Raw genomic sequence first — 18,106 nt, 5'->3', positions numbered from 1 at the left:
GGCTCAGCCCCGGTCGCGTAGGGCCGTTACTTCGATCTCGACCTTCATTTCCGGTTCGATGAGGCCGGAGACGACGAGCACCGTGGCGGCGGGGCGAATCCCGGCCAGCACCGCGCCGCAGACGTCCAGCACGGCGCGGGCGTCGTCGCGGCTGGTGACGTAATACGTGGCCCGCACGATGTCCTCCAGGGCAAAGCCGCCCTGCCGCAAGGTTTCCGAAATGGTCGCCCACGCGTTGCGCGCCTGTTCCGCCGCGTCCTTGGGCAAGGTCATCGTCGCGTAATCATAGCCGGTGGTTCCGGCCACAAAGGCAAAAGGCCCGTCGATGACGAGCCTTGAATATCCCCATGCGCTCTCAAAGGGCGAGCCGGTGGAGATGCGCTGGCGGGATCGGGCCCCGCCAGCATTGTCGTCGTCGGCGCTCAGTTGCCGCCCTCAATCAGGCGGCGGGCGATGACCTGGGCCTGGATTTCAGCGGCGCCCTCGAAGATCGACAGGATGCGGGCGTCGCAGAGCAGGCGGCTCACGGTGTACTCCAGCGCGAAGCCGTTGCCGCCGTGGATCTGCAGGGCGTTGTCGGCGTTCGACCAGGCGATGCGGGCGGCCAGCAGCTTGGCCATGCCGGCCTCCAGGTCGCAGCGCTTGCCTTCGTCCTTGGCGCGGCCAGCGAAATAGGTGAGCTGGCGGGCGATCATCAGTTCCGCCGCCATCATCGCCAGCTTGTCGGAGACGCGCGGGAAGCTGATGATCGGCCTGGCGAACTGGATGCGCTCCTGGGCATAGCGCAGGCCAACTTCCAGCGCCGCCTGGGCGACGCCGACGGCGCGGGCCGCCGTCTGGATGCGGGCTGACTCGAAGGTCTGCATGAGCTGGCGGAAACCTTCGCCCTCGACGCCGCCGAGCAGGTTCTCGCCCTTCACCTCGAAGCCGTCGAACGCCAGTTCAAACTCCTTCATGCCGCGGTAGCCGAGCACCTCGATCTCACCACCGGTCATGCCGTCGGCGGGGAAGGGGTTGGCGTCGTCGCCGCGGGGCTTCTCGGCCAGCAGCAGCGACAGGCCGCGATAGCCTGCCACGTCAGGCTTCGTGCGCACCAGCATGGTCATCACGTCGGCGCGGACCGGGTGGGTGATCCAGGTCTTGTTGCCGTAAACCTTCCACACAGCCGCGTCCCCTTCGCCCTCCTTCACGGCGCGGGTGCGCAGCGAGGCGAGGTCGGAGCCGGTGTTCGGCTCGGTAAACACGGCGGTCGGCAGGATCTCGCCCGAGGCGATCTTCGGCAGCCAGTACTGCTTCTGCGCGTCGGTGCCGCCGCCCAGGATCAGCTCGGCGGCGATCTCGGAACGGGTGCCGAGTGAGCCGACGCCGATATAGGCGCGCGACAGTTCTTCGGAAACCACGCACATGGAGACCTTGGACAGGCCCATGCCGCCATATTCTTCCGGAATGGTCAGGCCGAACACGCCGAGGCTGGCCATGCCGGCGACCACGTCGAGCGGAATGTACTCATTCTTCAGGTGCCACTGATGGGCGTAGGGAACCACTTCGGCGTCGGCGAAGCGCTTCATTTCCGAGCGAATGGCTTCCAGCGTCTCGTCGAGGCCGGTGGCGCCGATGCTGGAGCCGCCATCCATGTCCTTCATCAGTTCGACGAGGCGCAGGCGGGTGGCCGGGGTGTTGCCGGCGGCGACCAGTTCCTCAACCGCAGCGCTGCGGTGGCTGGCGACCGTGCCGGCGTCAACGCCCAGATCGGCGAGGCGGACCATCTCGTTCTGGCTGATCGGGATGCCGCCGAAAATCTGCGCCGTGTATTCGCCGGCGGCGATGGCCAGCAGCAGCTGCTCCACTTCGCCGAACTTGCCGTCATCGGCGAGGCGCTGGGCCCAGCCGGCGGCCTCGCGCACGCCGGTGACATAGGTGGCGAGCCAGGACAGGCCGTGGGCGGCGTGCTGCTCGGCGTCGATCCGCGCGGCGGAGACCTTGCCGTTCTCGGAAACGCGGGCGCGCACCGCCGAGGTGGCGGCGGCCTGCAACGCCTCCAGATCGCCGGAAACCCGGCTGACCAGGGAAATGAGGTCGGAGGCGGCGGGAAGGGTGGCGGTCGCCACTTGGCTCATGACGCAGTTTCCTTGTTACGCGACGGTCCGGTCGGGGGCGTCGCGGTGCTGTATCCTGACAGGGCCGGCGCGGGCCGGCCGTGAAGCAATCCGGGTTGTCCGCCGCACCGCTGCGGGCGCTGGCGGCCCATCTGACGGGAACCGATTCCGGAGGTCACATTGCGCCGGAGGGCGCGCGGGTGACAATCCGGCAAAAGTCACAACAGAACCGGTTGTTGGCGGCACAATAAACAAGCTGTCTGTGCAGGCAACGCCGTTGTGACGGCGAAATCCAGGCAAATGGGAGCAAAGATGCGCGCTATGCAGGCGGCGTCGGGCCCGGCGGAGGCCGCCGCGCGCGCGGCGCGCGGTTGGCCAGCCAGACGCCCGCCACGGCGATGACCATGCCCAGGATCTGCAGCGGCGTCAGCGTTTCGCCGAAAACCAGCCAGGTCATGGCGGCGGCGGTGACGGGCACCAGATAGAACAGCGCCGACATGGCTGAAACCTGCATGCGCCGCAGCAGCCACAGCATCAGCAGGATGCCGGCCGCCGAGGTGCCGAGCACCGACCAGGCCATGGCGATCCACAATTCGGCGGCGCCGTCGAAATGCAGGTCTTCAACCAGCAGCGCCAGCGGCGTCACCAGCACGAAGGCGGCGAGGAACTGGATAGTGACGTTGACCTTGAGGTCGCCGGTCTGGCCGGTTTTCTTCTGCCAGAGCGTCCCGATGGAAATGGCCACCAGGCCGCAGCCGGCGACGAAGATCGCGGCGGGCGGCAGGGCGTCGTCGCCGGCAATGCGCGGCGCCAGCACCATGCCGGCGCCGACCAGCCCCGCGCCCAGACCCGCCCAGGCCCGCGCCGTCACGCGCTCGCCGAGGAACGGGCCGGCGAGCAGGCCAGTGAGCACCGGCTGCAGGGCGAGAATCAGCGCGCAGACGCCAGCCGGCAGGCCGTGCCGGACGCTCCAGAACACGGCGCTGAGCATGACGCCCTGCAATAGCGCGCCGGCGATGGCGATGTCGCGCCATTCCCGCACCGAAGCTGGCCACGGCGCGCGCGCCGCGACGGCGAGCACGCCCATGACCAGAGCCGTGGCGGCGAAACGGATGGAGAGAAAGGTCAGCGGCTCGGCGTGCGGGGCGGCGTAGCGGGCGACGATGTAACCGCTGGCGAGAATGACGACCAGAGCGGCGCCCGCAAGGCGGACAGCCGGAGCGGAATGAGGCATGGGAACGGCGTTTCCGGATGTGGCAGCCGCAGCAGCGCGGCCGGCTGCTGCGTCAGGCCAGAGCAAGGCGCGCCTGATTTTCCGCGTAGCGCGCGGCTTCGTGAAAATTCCGGCGACGTTATTGATTCAGGGCTTCCAGGAGAGGCAGGAGGTTGCCGCGTGCGGAGAGCCGGTTATGGCCCCGCCAGCGCAGCAAACTCTGATCCCGGCGCAACAGTGGTGGGATTTTTTGCGCTCAAAAGCAATCGCCGCGACGCATGAGGACCATGCGCCAGATGGGGTGGGCCAGGAAACCGGCGGGCGGGGTTGCCTTTTGGGCCGCCCCGCGTTGTGCTTCGTGCGGGCGCATGGGTGGCGCGGGCGCAGGATCGGCGCCTGGAGCAGAATCCGTTTATCCTGAACCGGAATTGGCTTCATGTTATCCAGGTGGACGCGCAGTCCTGTCGCGGGCGGCCGCCGCCCTGTTTCAGGAAACGCTTCAGGCAATCAGGGGGCAGTCATCATCGCGATCTACCGGGTGTTCAGCGTCGCCATCAACCGCTTCCTGGAGCACGACGGCTGGGCGCTTGCCAGCCATATCGCCATGTCGGCGCTGATGGCGCTGTTTCCATTCATGATCGTTATCGCTTCGCTGGCGAGCATGATTGGCGCCGCCGATCTGGCCAATCGCGCCGCGACGCTGCTGTTCGAGGTCTGGCCGGCGGACATCGCCGCGCCGCTGGCCAGCGAAATCCGCAAGGTGCTGACGGTGACGCGCGGCGATGCGCTGACCGTCGGCGCGCTGTTCGCCGTCTACTTCGCCTCCAACGGCATTGAGGCGCTGCGCATCGGGCTCAACCGCGCCTATGGGGCGGTGGAATGGCGGTCCTGGTACTGGACCCGGCTGGAATCCATCCTGTTCGTGCTGGTGAGCGCGGCGGCGCTGATGATCTTCGCCGTGCTGGTGGTGCTGTGGCCGGTGCTTTGGCAGGCGGTGATGGCGTGGGCTCCGGCGCTGGAGGCGCAGTTGCAACCGCTGCGCTTCCTCGTCGGCGTGGTCCGCTACGTGGTGACCGGCGCGGTGATGTTCGTGGTGCTGACGGCGGCGCACATGCTGATCGCCGCCGGCCGGCGCAGCTTTCGCCAGGTGATGCCGGGCGTGGCTCTGACCATCATCGCATGGTTCGTCGGCGGCGCGATTTTCGGGGCCTATATCGCCGACTTTGGCCAGCGCGGCTATGTCACCACTTACGCGGGGCTCGCCTCGGTCGCCATCGCGCTGGTGTTCCTTTACGTGCTGGGCGCGCTCTTTTTGCTCGGCGGCGAGGTCAACGCGGCGCTGATCGATTACGCGGAGGAGAGTGACTGAGGAATTGGGGGCGCGCATAAAAAAACCGGCCGCCAGGGCCGGTTTTTCTGTGTCGCTCAGACGTCCCGCCCTGGAGCGCTCCCGCATGGCCTGCCGCCTGTCCTGGAGCGATTTCGGGCCAGCGATGTCCGCCTTGTCGGGCCTCAGCCGCCCTTGCTGGCCTCGATAACGTCGTCGAGGTTGCGCAGGCCGGTGCGCGGCGCGTTGACCAGCACGGCCATGTTGCCAGGCGCATGGCGGTTCTGCCACATCTTCATGTGGGCGTCCGGAATGTCATTCCACTTGAAGACCTCGGACATGCAGGGGTCGATGCGGCGGTCAATGACGAACTGGTTCGCCGCGGAGGCCTGCTTGAGGTGGGCGAAGTGCGAGCCCTGGATGCGCTTCTGCCGCATCCAGACGTAGCGGGCGTCGAAGGTGATGTTGAAGCCGGACGTGCCGGCGCAGAACACCACCATGCCGCCGCGCTTCGCCACCAGGGCCGAGACCGGGAAAGTCGCCTCGCCCGGGTGCTCGAAAACGATATCGACGTCCTTTTTGCCGGTGATGTCCCAGATGGCCTTGCCGAAGGCGCGGGCGTTCTTGGTCCAGGTGTTGAACTCGGGCGAGTTCACCTTGGGCATCTGGCCCCAGCAGTCGAAGTCCTTGCGGTTGATGACGCCCTTGGCGCCGAGCTGCATGACGTAATCGCGCTTCGATTCATCCGAAATCACGCCAATGGCGTTGGCGCCGGAAGCGGCGCAGAGCTGCACGCCGAACACGCCGAGGCCGCCCGAGGCGCCCCAGACCAGCACGTTGTCGCCAGGCTTGATGGTGTGCGGCGCATGGCCGAACAGCATGCGGTAGGCGGTGGCCAGCGTCAGAGTGTAGCAGGCGGCCTCCTCCCAGGTGAGGTGGCGCGGCTTTTCCATGAGCTGGCGCGACTGCACGCGGCAGAACTGGGCAAAAGAGCCGTCCGGCGTCTCATAGCCCCAGATGCGCTGGGAGGAGGAGAACATCGGGTCGCCGCCGTTGCATTCCTCGTCGTCGCCGTCGTCCTGGTTGCAGTGCACCACGACCTCGTCGCCGACCTTCCAGCGCTTCACCTTGCTGCCGACCGCCCAGACGACGCCAGAGGCGTCAGAGCCGGCGATATGGAAAGGCTGCTTGTGGGCGTCCAGCACTGAGATCGGCTCGCCGAGTGCGGCCCAGACGCCGTTATAGTTGACGCCGGCGGCCATCACATAGATCAGCACCTCGTCCTCGCCCACCGTCCAGGTCGGCACGGTTTCCAGCAGCATGGCGGTGTCTGGCGGGCCGTGGCGTTCCTTGCGCACCACCCACGCCGTCATGTTGGCTGGCACATGGCCGAGCGGCGGCACCTCGCCCATGCGGTACAGATCCTTCTGCTCTCCACTGGACGACTTCTGAACGGCGGTCATGATGATGTTCCACTCCATGGCCCGTACGGAAGGGCTATGATAACGGGCGGGCGGCGTTCCGGTAGGGCCGGATCGTGCTCCGCCTTGCTGATTGCGGCGTTCGCCCGCTGTCAGACGGAGGCGGCCGCGTATAAACAAAGCTCAGGCGCGCCAGCTCCAGGCGGGGCGCGACATCCGGCGCGACAGGCGGCCAGATAGCGTTTCGCTTCCGGAACCGCAGACCGCGCCAGTCTCCGAGATATAGACATGGCGACGGGAGCCCGGAAGTTGGCCAAAAGTTTGATGCGCTTCCGTTGCGCGCCCGGCAGACGTTTCGACATCTTCGGGCTAGATTGGCGTTTCATGCAACAGCTCCCGCGTGGGGCGCAGTTTTTTGTCCGTCGCTGACGCCGAGGCGCAAGGCGGCCGGACCCTATGAGTGAGTGGCTTGATGAGCGCACAGGACAGCACCGCAGCAGGCGCCAACGCCGGCCCGACGGTCGCACGCGACAAACCCTGGATCTTCCGCACCTACGCTGGCCACTCAACGGCGGTTGAGTCCAACCGCCTGTACCGCAGCAACCTCGCCAAGGGCCAGACCGGCCTCTCGGTCGCCTTCGACCTGCCGACCCAGACCGGCTACGATCCTGATCACGAACTGGCGCGCGGCGAGGTTGGCAAGGTGGGCGTGCCGGTGTCGCATATCGGCGACATGCGGGCGCTGTTCGACGGCATCCCGCTCGAGACCATGAACACCTCGATGACCATCAACGCCACGGCGGCCTGGCTGCTGGCGCTGTACATCGCCGTGGCCGACGAGCAGGGCGCGCCGCGCTCCGCCCTCACCGGCACGACGCAGAACGACATCATCAAGGAATATCTGTCGCGCGGCACCTACGTGTTCCCGCCGGCGCCATCCATGCGCCTGATCAAGGACGTGGCGCTGTTCACCACCCGCGAGGTTCCCAAGTGGAACCCGATGAACGTCTGCTCCTACCATCTGCAGGAAGCCGGCGCGACGCCGGTGCAGGAACTCTCCTACGCACTCGCCACCGCCATCGCGGTGCTCGACACGGTGAAGGCCTCCGGCGAGGTGGATGAAGCCGGTTTCGGCAAGGTGGTGGCGCGCATCTCGTTCTTTGTGAACGCCGGCCTGCGCTTCATCACCGAAATGTGCAAGATGCGGGCCTTCGTCGAATTGTGGGACGAAATCTGCACCGAGCGCTACGGCATCACCGACGCCCGCCAGAAACTGTTTCGCTACGGCGTGCAGGTGAACTCGCTGGGCCTCACCGAGCCGCAGCCGGAGAACAACGTCTACCGCATCCTGATCGAGATGCTGGCGGTGGTGCTGTCGAAGAACGCCCGCGCCCGCGCCGTGCAGTTGCCGGCGTGGAACGAGGCGCTGGGCCTGCCGCGCGCCTGGGACCAGCAATGGTCGATCCGCATGCAGCAGATCATGGCCTATGAGACCGATCTGCTCGACTACGGCGATATTTTCGACGGCTCTATCGAGATCACCCGCAAGGTGGAGGACCTGAAGGCGGCGGCGCGCGCCGAACTGGCCCGCATCGACGCCATGGGCGGCGCCATCGTCGCCGTCGAGAACGGCGTGATGAAGCGCGCCCTGGTGGAGTCCAATGCCCGCCGGCTGGCGTCCATCGAGGACGGTTCGCTGGTGGTCGTTGGCGTCAACCGCTGGATGGAGAGTGAGCCGTCGCCGCTGACCGCCGGCGAGGGGGCCATCCTGACCGTTCCCGAGACGGTGGAAATGGAGGCGGTGAGCAAGATCCGCGCCTGGCGCGCCGGCCGCGATCAGGCGGCGGTGGATGCGGCGCTGGCCGATCTCGCCGCCGCGGCGCGCGAGGGCCGCAATGTCATGGAGCCGTCGATCGTCTGCGCCCGCGTCGGCGTGACCACCGGCGAATGGGGCCAGACCCTGCGCGACATCTTCGGTGAATACCGCGCGCCGACCGGCGTCACCATCGAGACGAAGTCCCCGGAGATCGAGCGCGAGGTGCGGCTGCTGGTCGCCGATCTCGCCGACCGCATCGGCGCGGCTCCGCGCATCGTCGTTGGCAAGCCTGGCCTTGACGGCCATTCCAACGGCGCCGAGCAGGTGGCGCTGCGCGCCCGCGACGTCGGCATGGACGTAACCTATGAGGGCATCCGCCAGACGCCGACCGAGATTGTCCGCCGGGCCCGCGAGACCAACGCCCACGTCATCGGCCTGTCGATCCTCTCCGGCTCGCACGTGCCGCTGGTTCGCGAGGTGAAGGCGAAGCTGCGCGCCGAGGGGCTGGATCACATTCCGGTGGTGGTCGGCGGCATCGTGCCGCCCGAGGACGAGCTGGTGCTGAAGAATATCGGCGTCGCCGCGGTCTACACTCCCAAGGACTATGCCCTCGACGAAGTGATGAAGGGCATCGTCCATGTGGTCCAGCGGTCGCTGGACAACCAGGACAAGGCTGGCGCGGCGCAGTAGTGCGCGGCAGGTCAAGGCCGGATCAAACGACTGGCCGCCCCGTGGGCGGCCAGTCCGAATAAAAAAAGCGCCCTTTCGGGCGCTTTTTTGCGTTCTCGCGGGGCTGAAAGCTCAGGCCTTCAGCTTCTTGCCGCGCTCAATGGCCTCGGCGATGTAACGGTGAGCCTCTTCAGCGTCGCCCCAGCCGCTCAGCTTGACCCACTTGCCGGCTTCAAGATCCTTGTAGTGCAGGAAGAAGTGCTCGATCTGCTTCCAGGTGATCTCGGGCAGGTCGGTGTAGTTCTGCACGCTTTCGTAGCGACGCGTCAGCTTGGTGGACGGCACGGCGATGATCTTCTCGTCGCCGCCGCCATCGTCTTCCATCTTCAGCACGCCGATCGGGCGGCAGTTCATCATGGCGCCTGGCACGATCGGGCGGGTGTTGGCCACCAGAACGTCGATCGGATCGCCATCCTCGGACAGGGTGTGGGGCACGAAGCCGTAGTTCCCCGGATAGCGCATCGGGGTGTACAGGAAGCGATCCACGGTCAGGATCTGCGCATCCTTGTCCATTTCGTACTTGATTGGCTCGCCGCCGAGCGGAACCTCAATGATGACATTGATGTCGTGGGGCGGATTCTTGCCGATCGAAATCGCGTCAAGGCGCATGGGAGTCTTCCGGTAAAAGCCGTGAATGGATTGCAGGACGGTTTGTCCCGTGAACGGCGTCTGTTTAGGTCCGATCGGCCGCAACAACAAGTGAGACAGAGGTTTTTTTCGTCCGGGAGCAGAACACGGCGCAACTGGCCTCCGGACAGGGCGCGCTTAACTGAATGTCCAGGCGCTGGCGGGGAAATCCACGCCGCCAATGCGAAAGTCGGCGTGGGTATGGCGCGCCCCGCCAAGGCCGGCGTAAAACTGGCTGCCGCGCGTGTTGGCGTCGAGGCACCAGATCACCGTTGAGCCGAGCGAGCGGCCGGACAGATCGCGCCGGGCCGCGCGAAACAGCCGGCGGCCAAGGCCGAGCCCCTGACAAACCGGATCCAGATACAGGGCGTCGATCTCGCCGCGCTGCGGCAGGGAAAGCATGCGGTTGGGGCCATAGATGACATAGCCGCCGACCTGATCGCCGACCTCCAGAACCAACATCTGGCGACTGCCGGGTTCATTGCCCCGCGTGGCGTTCTGCCGCCACCAGTCAGGCCCGCGCCGGGTGATCATCCGCTCCAGCGCGACGCCGGGCAGCATGCCCTGATACGCTTCACGCCAGGCAGCATCATGCACGATTGAAAGACCCTCGGCATCGGAGAGTCTGGCGCGACGGATGCTGATGACAAGTTCACGCATAAAGAGAGCGTATGTAACAGCTCCAGGATCGACAAGCTGGGCTGTGCTGACGAAAGCGTGAAGCGGGCAAGAATGTATGTCTGTCGATGTCTTTGGGGCCATTTCAGGGAAAAATGGACCCCACTTTCGCGAAAAGAACGGCGCGAATGGCCGGAGCCTGCATCAGGCCGCGAAATTCGCGCGTTCGGCGCACGCGGTTCCGGCGGGGGCCTCAGGCGAGGCAGCCGGCGCCATGGGGGCGCAGCCTTTGCCGGAGCCGCTTTGGATTGGCGCGACTGTCTGTTAAACAGCGCCGCCCGGCGGGCGGGTATTCTTGACCAGGAAGGCAGATGGGGTTCGGTCGACCACTGAAGGATGAAGAGCGCTATGCGCGGCGCATGGCGCGGATCGCCCGCTGGGACAGGCCCGTGGGCGGGACGTGGGATCGCATGCGCGCGTGGACCAACATGCTGCTGGTGGACCACGGCGTGTTTCGCGTCGCTTATCTCAACCTGTTCCGGGTGACGCCCGAGTTCTGGCGCGCCGCCCAGCCGACGCCCACTCAGATCGGCCGGCTGGCGAAACAGGGTCTGCGCACCATCGTCAATCTGCGCGGCGGGCGCGAATACGGCTCATGGCCGCTCGAGCGCGAGGCTTGCGAGCGCCACGGGGTGACGCTGACCGAATTCGTGGTGCGCTCGCGGGAAGCGCCGGACCGCGAAACCATTCATGCGGCGAAGCGTTTCTTCGAGACGCTGGAATATCCTGCGCTGGTGCATTGCAAATCCGGCGCCGACCGGGCCGGCATGATGTCGGCGCTGTATCTGGTCCTGCACGAAAAGCTGCCGGTGCGTGAGGCGATGCGGCAACTGTCCTGGCGTTATGGCCATTTCCGTTTTGCCCGCACCGGCGTGCTGGACGCTTTCTTCGACGCCTATCTGCGCGAGGGCGAGGCCAACGGCGTCGACTTTCTGACCTGGGTGGACACCATTTATGATCCGGAGGCGGTCAAGCGCAACTTCCGGCCGGGTTTGCTCTCTGACCTGGTGGTCGACCGCATTATCCGCCGCGAGTAACGGCCTCGCCGGCCCCGGTTGCGATGGCGGGACCATCGTCGACCAGTTGCATGCGGCTGAGGCGGGCATAGACGCCGCCGGCTTCGACCAGGACGGCGTGGGTCCCGGTCTCGATGATCTGCCCGTGGTCCATCACCACGATCTGGTCCGCTTCCCGCACCGTGGCGAGACGGTGGGCGATGACGAGGGTCGTGCGCCCCCGCATCAGCCGGGCCAAAGCAGTCTGCACGATCTGCTCGCTCTCGGCGTCGAGGGCGCTGGTGGCCTCGTCCAGCAGCAGGATTGGGGCGTCCTTGAGAATGGCGCGGGCCAGCGAAATCCGCTGGCGCTCGCCGCCAGACAGGCGCGAGCCGCCATGGCCGACGCGGGTCGCGTATCCTTCCGGCAGGCGGCTGATGAAGCCGTGCGCCGCCGCCGCTTCCGCCGCCGCCTGGATTTCGGCGTCGGTGGCGTCAGGCCGGCCGAAGGCAATGTTGGCGCGCACGCTGTCGTCGAACAGCACCACGTCCTGGCTGACCACGGCGATCTGGCGACGCAATGATTGCAGCGTCACCGCGCGCACGTCGGCGCCGTCAATGCGCACGGCGCCTTCCGTTACATCGTAAAGGCGGGGAACCAGCGCCATCAGCGTCGATTTGCCCGAGCCGGAGCGGCCGACCAGCGCGGTCACCGATCCGCCCGGAACGCTGAGAGTGACGTCGCGCAGCGCCGTCGCCTCATCATGGTAGCGAAAGCTGACGCGGTCGAAAGAGATGGCGCCGGCGCTGACCTGGAGGTCCATGGCGCCGGGCTGCTCGACGATGGTCGGGCTCCGGTCCATGATGGCGTAATAGCGCTTCAGCGCCGCCATGGCCTCCTGGACGATGGCGTTGAGGTTGCCGATGGAGCGCATCGGCTGGGCGGCGAGCAGCAGCGCCGTGACGAAGCCGGTGAATTCGCCAACGGTGCTCTCGCCGCGCGAAATGCGCAGGCCGATCAGCACCAGCACGCCGGCCACGGCGACGCCGCCGCCGACTTCCAGCAGCGGATCGAGGCGGCCGCGCGCGTTGGCCGCTTTCATCTTCAGCTTGCGCACCTCGTCAAACGCCTGCCAGGCGCGCTGCTTGAGATAGCCCTCGAGGCTGAAGGTCTTGGCGACCCGGGCGCCTGAGAGGCTTTCCGACACCAGGCCGGCCATGGCGCCGATCTGCTCCTGGGTGGAATTGGCTACCCGGCGCAGCTTTTTGCCGATGCGGCCGATGGGGATGGCGGCGAAGGGCACGACCAGGGCGGCGGCGATGGTCAGCACCGGATCGATCCACAGCATGGCGCACACGAGCGCGATGATCTGGGCGACGTCGCGCAGGAAGACGGTGGAGATCCGCGTCAGCGCCTCCTTGATGAAGGCGAAATCGGTGGTGAAGCGCTGGGTGAGGGCGGCGGGGCTTTCCTCGCCCAGTTGCGCCAGATCGGCGTCGATCAGATGGGCGTACAGCTCGGTCTGCATGTCCGCTTCGACCTGGGTCACCACCTTGTTGGTCAGCACGCTCTGCGCCAGCAGCGAGAAGCCGCGCACCGAGGTGACGGCGATGACGAATAGCGGCGCATACAGGATGGCCTGCGTGTCCTTGTTGGTGAAGGCGTCGAACGCGTGCTTGATCAGCACCGGATAGAGGCCGGTGGCTCCGGCGACGAGGCCAATGCACAACAGCACCACGGCGAGCATGCGCCAGTGCGCGCGCATCTGGCTTTGCCAGAGACGGCGAATGGTGGCGATGGTGTCGCCGCTCAGGTCAAGGGCGGCGCTGCGCTTGGGCTTGCTCATGCGGCGCTGGCTATCACGCGGGGGGATCGCCGGCAATTCGGCGCCAAAGCAACAGATCGCGGCTAAATTTGTCCGCGCTGGCCCGCCACGCCGCCAGCCCGCGACCGGGTGGGGGCAGCCCAAGGGGCAGCGCAAGGCGAAAACTGGCCTCCCGGAAGGGATTCGAACCCCTGACCTACGGTTTAGGAAACCGTTGCTCTATCCTGCTGAGCTACCGGGAGCCCCACATGGCCGCAGTGCGGGCGGGCATGTAAGATACGGCGGATCATATAGCGCGGACGCGAGCCGCCGTCACGTCCGCTCGTGGGTTTTTCCAGAATGCAGTGGGCGTGGCCGGTTTGCTGGCCGGTTTTCCGGCCGGCGTGCTTCAGCCAGATGGTCTGGAGGGGATATGGCGTCGTCATGCGCGATGGCCGGGCGGATGGCGATTGCGGCGGCCGCGGCGGTTTCGCTCCAGACAGGCCTCTTGCAGCGGATCCTGTGGGGCCTTTGCGGGCTTGTGCTGCTGGGCGCTCCTGTCTGGGCTGGCGATGGCGGCGCCTGCCGGTCCGCGCCCGATGACGTCCGGTTTCCGGTGGCCGGCGTCACGGCGCGGGGGGAACTGTTGCTGGCCAGCGGCGAGGTCGCGCGGCTGGCCTGGCTGGATACGCCGGAGGCTTTTGCGCCGGCGCGCAAGGCGGCGCTTGATGGGCTGCTCGGCGGCGCCTCCGCTGCTCCGCCTGAAATCCGGGCGCGTAATGGCGGCGCCCGCGACCGGTGGGGCGCGTCCGGCGTGGTCGCTGACGTCGACCTTCAGGGCCGGTGCGTCAATGTTCAGGCGTGGCTGCTGGCGCGGGGGCTGGCGCGGCTGCGACCCGAGGCAGCCAACGAGCCGGCGCCAGCGGAACTGCAGGCCTGGCGGGAGGCGGAGAGGGCCGCCGAAACGGCGAAACTTGCGCTATGGGGCGAACCGGCCTATGCGCCGCTGCCAGCCGCGCAGCCGGGAGCCATTCTCCGGCAGGAAGGGCGGTTCGTGATTGTCGAGGGCCAGGTGGCGAGCGTTAACGAACAGACCGGTCAGACCTGGCTGAATTTCGGTTCACAATGGTCTGAAGACATGACCGTCTCGGCGCCGGCGCGAATCTGGCGTATGGTTAAGAGGAGCGGGTTAACGGTCGCCCGGCTGCAGGGCGGTCTGGTCCGCGTCAGGGGTATTGTTGAGAGCAGGGGCGGTCCACTGATCGAGCTTGCCTCGCCCGCCGAGCTGGAAGTCGCAGAAACGGGAAGTCGCCCTTGACGAGACGAGCGCTGTGTTTCCCCGGCTTCACGCGATGCGTCGTGAGCGTTCCGGCGATCGCGCTGCTGCTTGCCGGGTGCGTGTCGGCGGACCCGGACGCGATCGCCAGCCTGAAGGTTCCTGACAGCGCCCCCCGGGTCACCGGCGTTGAGCGCGCTGTTGAGCGCGAGCAGCAGCGGCTGGCGGCCTCGCTGGGCGGCCGCTATCGCTGGGCGCCGATGGACAGCTTGCTGAACCGGGTGGTTGAGCGCATCGCCAGGGTGACGGGGCGACCGGCCAACGCCTATGGCGTCGAGATTCTGAATTCGCCCACGATCAACGCGTTCGCCCTGCCCAATGGCAAGGTGTATGTCACCCGTGGTCTGCTTGAGCTGGCGCGGGATGAAGGCGAGGTGGCGGCTGTGCTCGCCCACGAGATCGCCCATGTGACGCTGGAGCACGCCAGGGCGCGCGCCGAGCTGGCGCAGCGCTCGGCCCTGGTGACGCGCGTGGTGGCCGACGTGCTCAATGACCCCAACGCCAGCCGCGTGGCCAAGAGTGAAGGCCGGGTGACCCTTGCGCGGTTCTCGCGCGCCCAGGAGCTGGAGGCGGACCGGATCGGCGTCAATGTCATCGCTCGCGCGGGCTATGACCCTTACAGCGCGGCGCGCTTCCTGGTGGCGCTGGATCGCCATGCGAAGCTGCGGAGCGGTAATGGCGGCAAGGCCGTCGACTTCCTGTCGTCCCACCCATCGACGCCGGAGCGCGTCGCCGCGGCAATCTCCGTGGCGCGTGAAACGGGCGCCAGTGAAACCACCGCCGGCGCGGCGGAGGACTACGCCGGCGCCATCAACGGCATGCTTTATGGTGATGACGCAGCGGCTGGCGTGGTGCGCGGGCGCATGTTCGCCAGCCCCCGTCTCGCCGTGACGTTCGTCGCGCCGGAAGGCTTCCAGCTGGAGGCGTCGGCGGAAGCCGTCATCGGGCTGGCGCATGGCGGCTCGGCCGGGGCATTGCGCTTCGACCATATCAGCGACGTCGGCGAATCCCTGGAGTCCTTTATCGCCTCCGGATGGATTGATGGCCTCGCGGCGCGGAACATCCGCGCGCTCGAGGGCGGGGCCGCGCCAATGGTGGTCGCCGAAGCCCAGGGCAAGGACTGGATGTTCCTGCTCGGCGCCGTTCGCATCGACAATGTCACCTATCGCCTGCTGTACGCCACGCGGTCGCCGGGCGCGCAGGAGCAGGCCAGGTTCGAGGAAAGCCTCCGCAGCATCCGCAGGCTGACGGCGGAAGAGGCGCGCTCCGTCGCGCCGCTGCGCATCCGCATTGTCACGGCGCGGCCGGAAGACACCCAGCAAAGCCTCGCCGCGCGCATGCAGGGCGTCGACAATCCCCTGGCGCGCTTCGCCGCCATCAATGGGTTGCGCGAGGGCGAAGCGCCCGTTCCCGGCTATTCCTACAAGATTGTCGACTAGCGGCTGTCCGGCAGGTGGAAGCGCCGGTCGATCAGGCGTTGCGCAACGCCGGCGCCGTGAGCCGTCACCGGCTCCGCTGCCCGCAAACGGCGTGGGGGGCGGTTTCTCCCCGTTGTTCGCGGTTTCTGGCGCGTCGCCGTGCTGGAAGACGCAGCCGCGCGGGGAAATGAAATCGCCCGGGTCAGCCGGTGGCGGGGCCGGGTGGAGGCGGGAATGGCCGGCGGTCGGGCGGCGAATTACGGCAGCCTGATTTCCAGACCTGATTTTCAGACATGGCCAGTGCGTTTTGGCATCAAAAAAACGCCCCCGCTCGCGGAGAGCGGGGGCGCCAATATGATCGGTTTGCGGCAGTTCGCGCCATCGGGCGCGCTGTCCGCAATGCCAGCCGCTATCAGGCGGCCTCTTCCTGCACATCCTCATCCTCTGAGGTCGCCGCCGCCGCATCGGCCTTGCCAGCGCCGCGCGGGCTCTTGGCGAGGGCTTCCTCGACCAGCTTGCGGCCTTCGGTGTCGGTGATGCGATTGACCGCGGCAAGCTCGGAAATCACGCGCTCCAGCGCCGCCTCATAAAGCTGGCGCTCGCTGTAGGACTGTTCCGGCTGGGCGTCCGAGCGGTGCAGGTCGCGAACGACTTCGGCGATGCTGACGAGGTCGCCGGAATTGATCTTCGCTTCGTATTCCTGCGCCCGGCGCGACCACATGGTGCGCTTGACGCGGGCGCGGCCGGTAAGGGTCACGAGCGCCTTCGACACCACTTCGCCGTCCGCCAGCTTGCGCATGCCGACGCCCGCCGCCTTCGAGGTCGGAACCCTGAGGGTCATCTTGTCCTTGTCAAAGCTGATGACAAACAGCTCCAGCTTGAAACCGGCGACCTCCTGCTCCTCAATCGCAAGGATGTGGCCAACCCCGTGCGAGGGGTAGACAATGGCCTCTCCAGTCTTGAAACCAAGCTTGTTAGCTGTTTTCTTTGCAGTCATGATTCGGAAAGCCTCCTGATCACGGTCCATTGGGACGTGGTCGTCGACGTCAGGGCGGACAATCGCCATTGCCACGCGGGTTCGAGACAAGAGCTGAACCTGCGCGCTACAAGGTGCTCGCAAAACATTCCCACCTGCGGCGTCAACTCAATTGAGGCCACAAACAGGAAATCATTTGCATGGTGCTTGGATGCGCTATTGCGCCATCTTCATGGGGCAACGGCCATTCAGCACATTGCATATCACAAATTTGCAAAGAATCAAAGCATTCGGCTGACGTCATGCGCGCCGGACGCATGTCTGCGTCCGGTTGCCGGGGGCATCCTGCCGTCAGGGCAGGGGCTGCCCACGGTCAGCCTTGCGTGATTTGTCCGGTGCGGCCGGCGGCTGGTTCCGAAAAGCCCTTGAGGCAACCGGGCGCGCACCCGCGCGATTCCGCAAGCGACGGGTTGCGGCGGCGGGTTGACCAAACGTCACCCCCCCGACGCGCGCTAGCGTCGGGCGGATCCAGTCGTCCTGTGAAGTCGCTTTGGCTCAGTCGCCTTCGCCCGGCTCCTGCGACAGCAGGGCCAGCTTGCCCGGCTTGCCGTCCCACTCCTTGGCGTCCGGCGGCGCGTCGCGCTTGCGGGTGATGTTGGGCCAGGAGACAGACAGGTCGGTGTTCAGCTTCAGCCAGTCCTCAAGGCCCGGTTCGGTGTCGGGTTTGATGGCTTCGGCCGGGCATTCGGGTTCACAGACGCCGCAGTCAATACATTCGTCCGGATTGATGACGAGGAAGTTTTCGCCCTCATAGAAACAGTCAACGGGGCAGACCTCGACGCAGTCCGTATACTTGCACTTGATGCAGTTCTCAGTGACGACGTATGTCATCGCGACCTCGTATCGGCCCTGGCGGACGACGCCAGAGGCATTCCTGGAGCGTTTTCCAGGCGGGATCGGCGATCCTCGCTTGCGGACAACGCATCAATGGCGGGAGCCCGGTCCGTCCTGACCTGAATTCCGCCTGACCGCCAGCCCCTGGGGGCGGCATTCCTGTAAAGCACGTCCATGCGGCGGCGGTCCACGCGCCGGCCACGCGCCGCGCTTCCCCCGGCTGCCCGGACGATGCTGAAATAATCTGCGGCGCCGCGATACTCAACCAGGAATGTTGATTAAGTTAATTCACATTTCCTGGCTGGTTGAACTGGCGCCGCCGGGACCTGGGGCGTTTTCCTGGTCGTTGGGGTCCGATGCCCCCTCCGTGGCCACGTCCCGCCAGCAAAGCGCCGCCTCGGGGGCCGGTCCGCGTCGCTGCGGCAGGGCCAGAACACGCGCCACGCGCACCCCTTGCGGCAGGTTCAGGGTCAATACGTCGCCGAGCTTCACACTCTTGCCTGGCGCATCAACGCGGGCGCCGTTGAGCCGGACCCTGCCATCGGTGACCAGCGCAACCGCCAGGGGCCTGGAGCGCGCCATGCGCGCAAACCAGATCCATTTGTCGATGCGTTGCCGGTCTGGGGTTTCGGTCATCCGCTCAGATGTCCCTGCGCCTGGGCGCAATGCGACGTGCAGACGAAACGGCTCGTGGCCGCAACGGCTTCCTGAACCGGTCGGGAGACACAGGGCATTCTGGACCGGAGCCTGACGCGCCTGGTTCAGGCGAAGCAGTG

General features: G+C 66.6%; 16 protein-coding genes and 1 tRNA gene. 6 read left to right on the top strand and 11 right to left on the bottom strand.

From position 1 onward, the window contains the following. Positions 1 to 3 precede the first annotated feature (3 nt). The 3 genes from ACERNI_RS05400 to ACERNI_RS05390 all read right to left on the bottom strand — a co-directional run bounded on the left by ACERNI_RS05400 (position 4) and on the right by ACERNI_RS05390 (position 3,330). Complete coding sequence (locus ACERNI_RS05400) at positions 4 to 426, bottom strand: RidA family protein (protein WP_448832319.1); 423 nt, start codon at positions 424 to 426, stop codon at positions 4 to 6. Beyond that, the gene (locus tag ACERNI_RS05395; RefSeq protein WP_448832252.1) at positions 423 to 2,117 is read right to left on the bottom strand and encodes an acyl-CoA dehydrogenase family protein; all 1,695 of its coding nucleotides are present in this window, start codon (positions 2,115 to 2,117) and stop codon (positions 423 to 425) included. Before ACERNI_RS05395 ends, ACERNI_RS05400 begins: the two co-directional genes overlap by 4 nt. Positions 2,118 to 2,415: 298 nt before the next feature. Further along, on the bottom strand, positions 2,416 to 3,330 hold the full coding sequence (locus ACERNI_RS05390; protein ID WP_448832251.1) for a DMT family transporter: 915 nt from the start codon (positions 3,328 to 3,330) through the stop codon (positions 2,416 to 2,418). Between ACERNI_RS05390 and ACERNI_RS05385 the strand changes: the two genes are divergently transcribed. Both ACERNI_RS05385 and ACERNI_RS05380 read left to right on the top strand, forming a co-directional pair. Next, positions 3,329 to 3,730 (top strand): hypothetical protein, encoded by a 402-nt coding sequence (locus ACERNI_RS05385; RefSeq protein WP_448832250.1) that lies wholly within the window; start codon positions 3,329 to 3,331, stop codon positions 3,728 to 3,730. The two genes, ACERNI_RS05390 and ACERNI_RS05385, sit on opposite strands and share 2 nt — an antisense overlap. Before the next feature lie 15 nt (positions 3,731 to 3,745). After that, positions 3,746 to 4,678, top strand: coding sequence for a YihY/virulence factor BrkB family protein (locus tag ACERNI_RS05380; protein WP_448832249.1), 933 nt, complete (start codon positions 3,746 to 3,748; stop codon positions 4,676 to 4,678). Between the two features lie 143 nt (positions 4,679 to 4,821). On the opposite strand, the gene ccrA is transcribed toward ACERNI_RS05380, so the two are convergent. Then, entirely contained in the window at positions 4,822 to 6,099 is a 1,278-nt protein-coding gene (ccrA, locus tag ACERNI_RS05375; RefSeq protein ID WP_448832248.1) for a crotonyl-CoA carboxylase/reductase, read from the bottom strand. Positions 6,100 to 6,529: 430 nt separating this feature from the next. Between ccrA and ACERNI_RS05370 the strand changes: the two genes are divergently transcribed. Next, complete coding sequence (locus tag ACERNI_RS05370; RefSeq protein ID WP_448832247.1) at positions 6,530 to 8,563, top strand: protein meaA; 2,034 nt, start codon at positions 6,530 to 6,532, stop codon at positions 8,561 to 8,563. Between the two features lie 111 nt (positions 8,564 to 8,674). Here ACERNI_RS05370 and ppa read toward each other — a convergent pair whose 3' ends face one another. Together ppa and ACERNI_RS05360 are read right to left on the bottom strand one after the other, a co-directional pair. Then, on the bottom strand, positions 8,675 to 9,211 hold the full coding sequence (gene ppa, locus ACERNI_RS05365; RefSeq protein ID WP_448832246.1) for an inorganic diphosphatase: 537 nt from the start codon (positions 9,209 to 9,211) through the stop codon (positions 8,675 to 8,677). 156 nt (positions 9,212 to 9,367) lie between these two features. Further along, complete coding sequence (locus ACERNI_RS05360) at positions 9,368 to 9,889, bottom strand: N-acetyltransferase family protein (protein WP_448832245.1); 522 nt, start codon at positions 9,887 to 9,889, stop codon at positions 9,368 to 9,370. A 329-nt stretch (positions 9,890 to 10,218) separates the two neighbouring features. On the opposite strand from ACERNI_RS05360, the gene ACERNI_RS05355 reads away from it, so the two are divergent. Then, positions 10,219 to 10,944: a fused DSP-PTPase phosphatase/NAD kinase-like protein gene (locus ACERNI_RS05355; protein WP_448832244.1), complete on the top strand. Its 726-nt coding sequence runs from the start codon at positions 10,219 to 10,221 to the stop codon at positions 10,942 to 10,944. Here ACERNI_RS05355 and ACERNI_RS05350 read toward each other — a convergent pair. Beyond that, positions 10,928 to 12,748, bottom strand: coding sequence for an ABC transporter ATP-binding protein (locus ACERNI_RS05350; RefSeq protein WP_448832243.1), 1,821 nt, complete (start codon positions 12,746 to 12,748; stop codon positions 10,928 to 10,930). The genes ACERNI_RS05355 and ACERNI_RS05350 overlap by 17 nt on opposite strands. A 144-nt stretch (positions 12,749 to 12,892) precedes the next feature. Continuing rightward, positions 12,893 to 12,969, bottom strand: a tRNA-Arg gene (locus ACERNI_RS05345). Positions 12,970 to 13,139: 170 nt separating this feature from the next. Between ACERNI_RS05345 and ACERNI_RS05340 the strand changes: the two genes are divergently transcribed. Further along, a complete protein-coding gene (locus tag ACERNI_RS05340; protein WP_448832242.1) occupies positions 13,140 to 14,024 on the top strand; it encodes a thermonuclease family protein in 885 nt (294 codons plus the stop codon). Continuing rightward, positions 14,021 to 15,481: a M48 family metalloprotease gene (locus ACERNI_RS05335; protein WP_448832241.1), complete on the top strand. Its 1,461-nt coding sequence runs from the start codon at positions 14,021 to 14,023 to the stop codon at positions 15,479 to 15,481. Before ACERNI_RS05340 ends, ACERNI_RS05335 begins: the two co-directional genes overlap by 4 nt. Positions 15,482 to 15,872: 391 nt before the next feature. Here ACERNI_RS05335 and ACERNI_RS05330 read toward each other — a convergent pair whose 3' ends face one another. The 3 genes from ACERNI_RS05330 to ACERNI_RS05320 form a co-directional block, all read right to left on the bottom strand. Next, positions 15,873 to 16,460: a CarD family transcriptional regulator gene (locus ACERNI_RS05330; protein ID WP_448832318.1), complete on the bottom strand. Its 588-nt coding sequence runs from the start codon at positions 16,458 to 16,460 to the stop codon at positions 15,873 to 15,875. A gap of 531 nt (positions 16,461 to 16,991) precedes the next feature. Then, entirely contained in the window at positions 16,992 to 17,327 is a 336-nt protein-coding gene (gene fdxA / locus ACERNI_RS05325; protein ID WP_448832240.1) for a ferredoxin FdxA, read from the bottom strand. A 291-nt stretch (positions 17,328 to 17,618) separates the two neighbouring features. After that, entirely contained in the window at positions 17,619 to 17,966 is a 348-nt protein-coding gene (locus ACERNI_RS05320) for an RNA-binding S4 domain-containing protein (RefSeq protein WP_448832239.1), read from the bottom strand. Positions 17,967 to 18,106 lie beyond the last annotated feature (140 nt).

This window comes from Camelimonas sp. ID_303_24, from assembly GCF_053543495.1.
The sequence above is the reverse complement of the archived record's forward strand: the minus strand, read 5'-3'. Positions and strand labels throughout refer to the sequence as shown.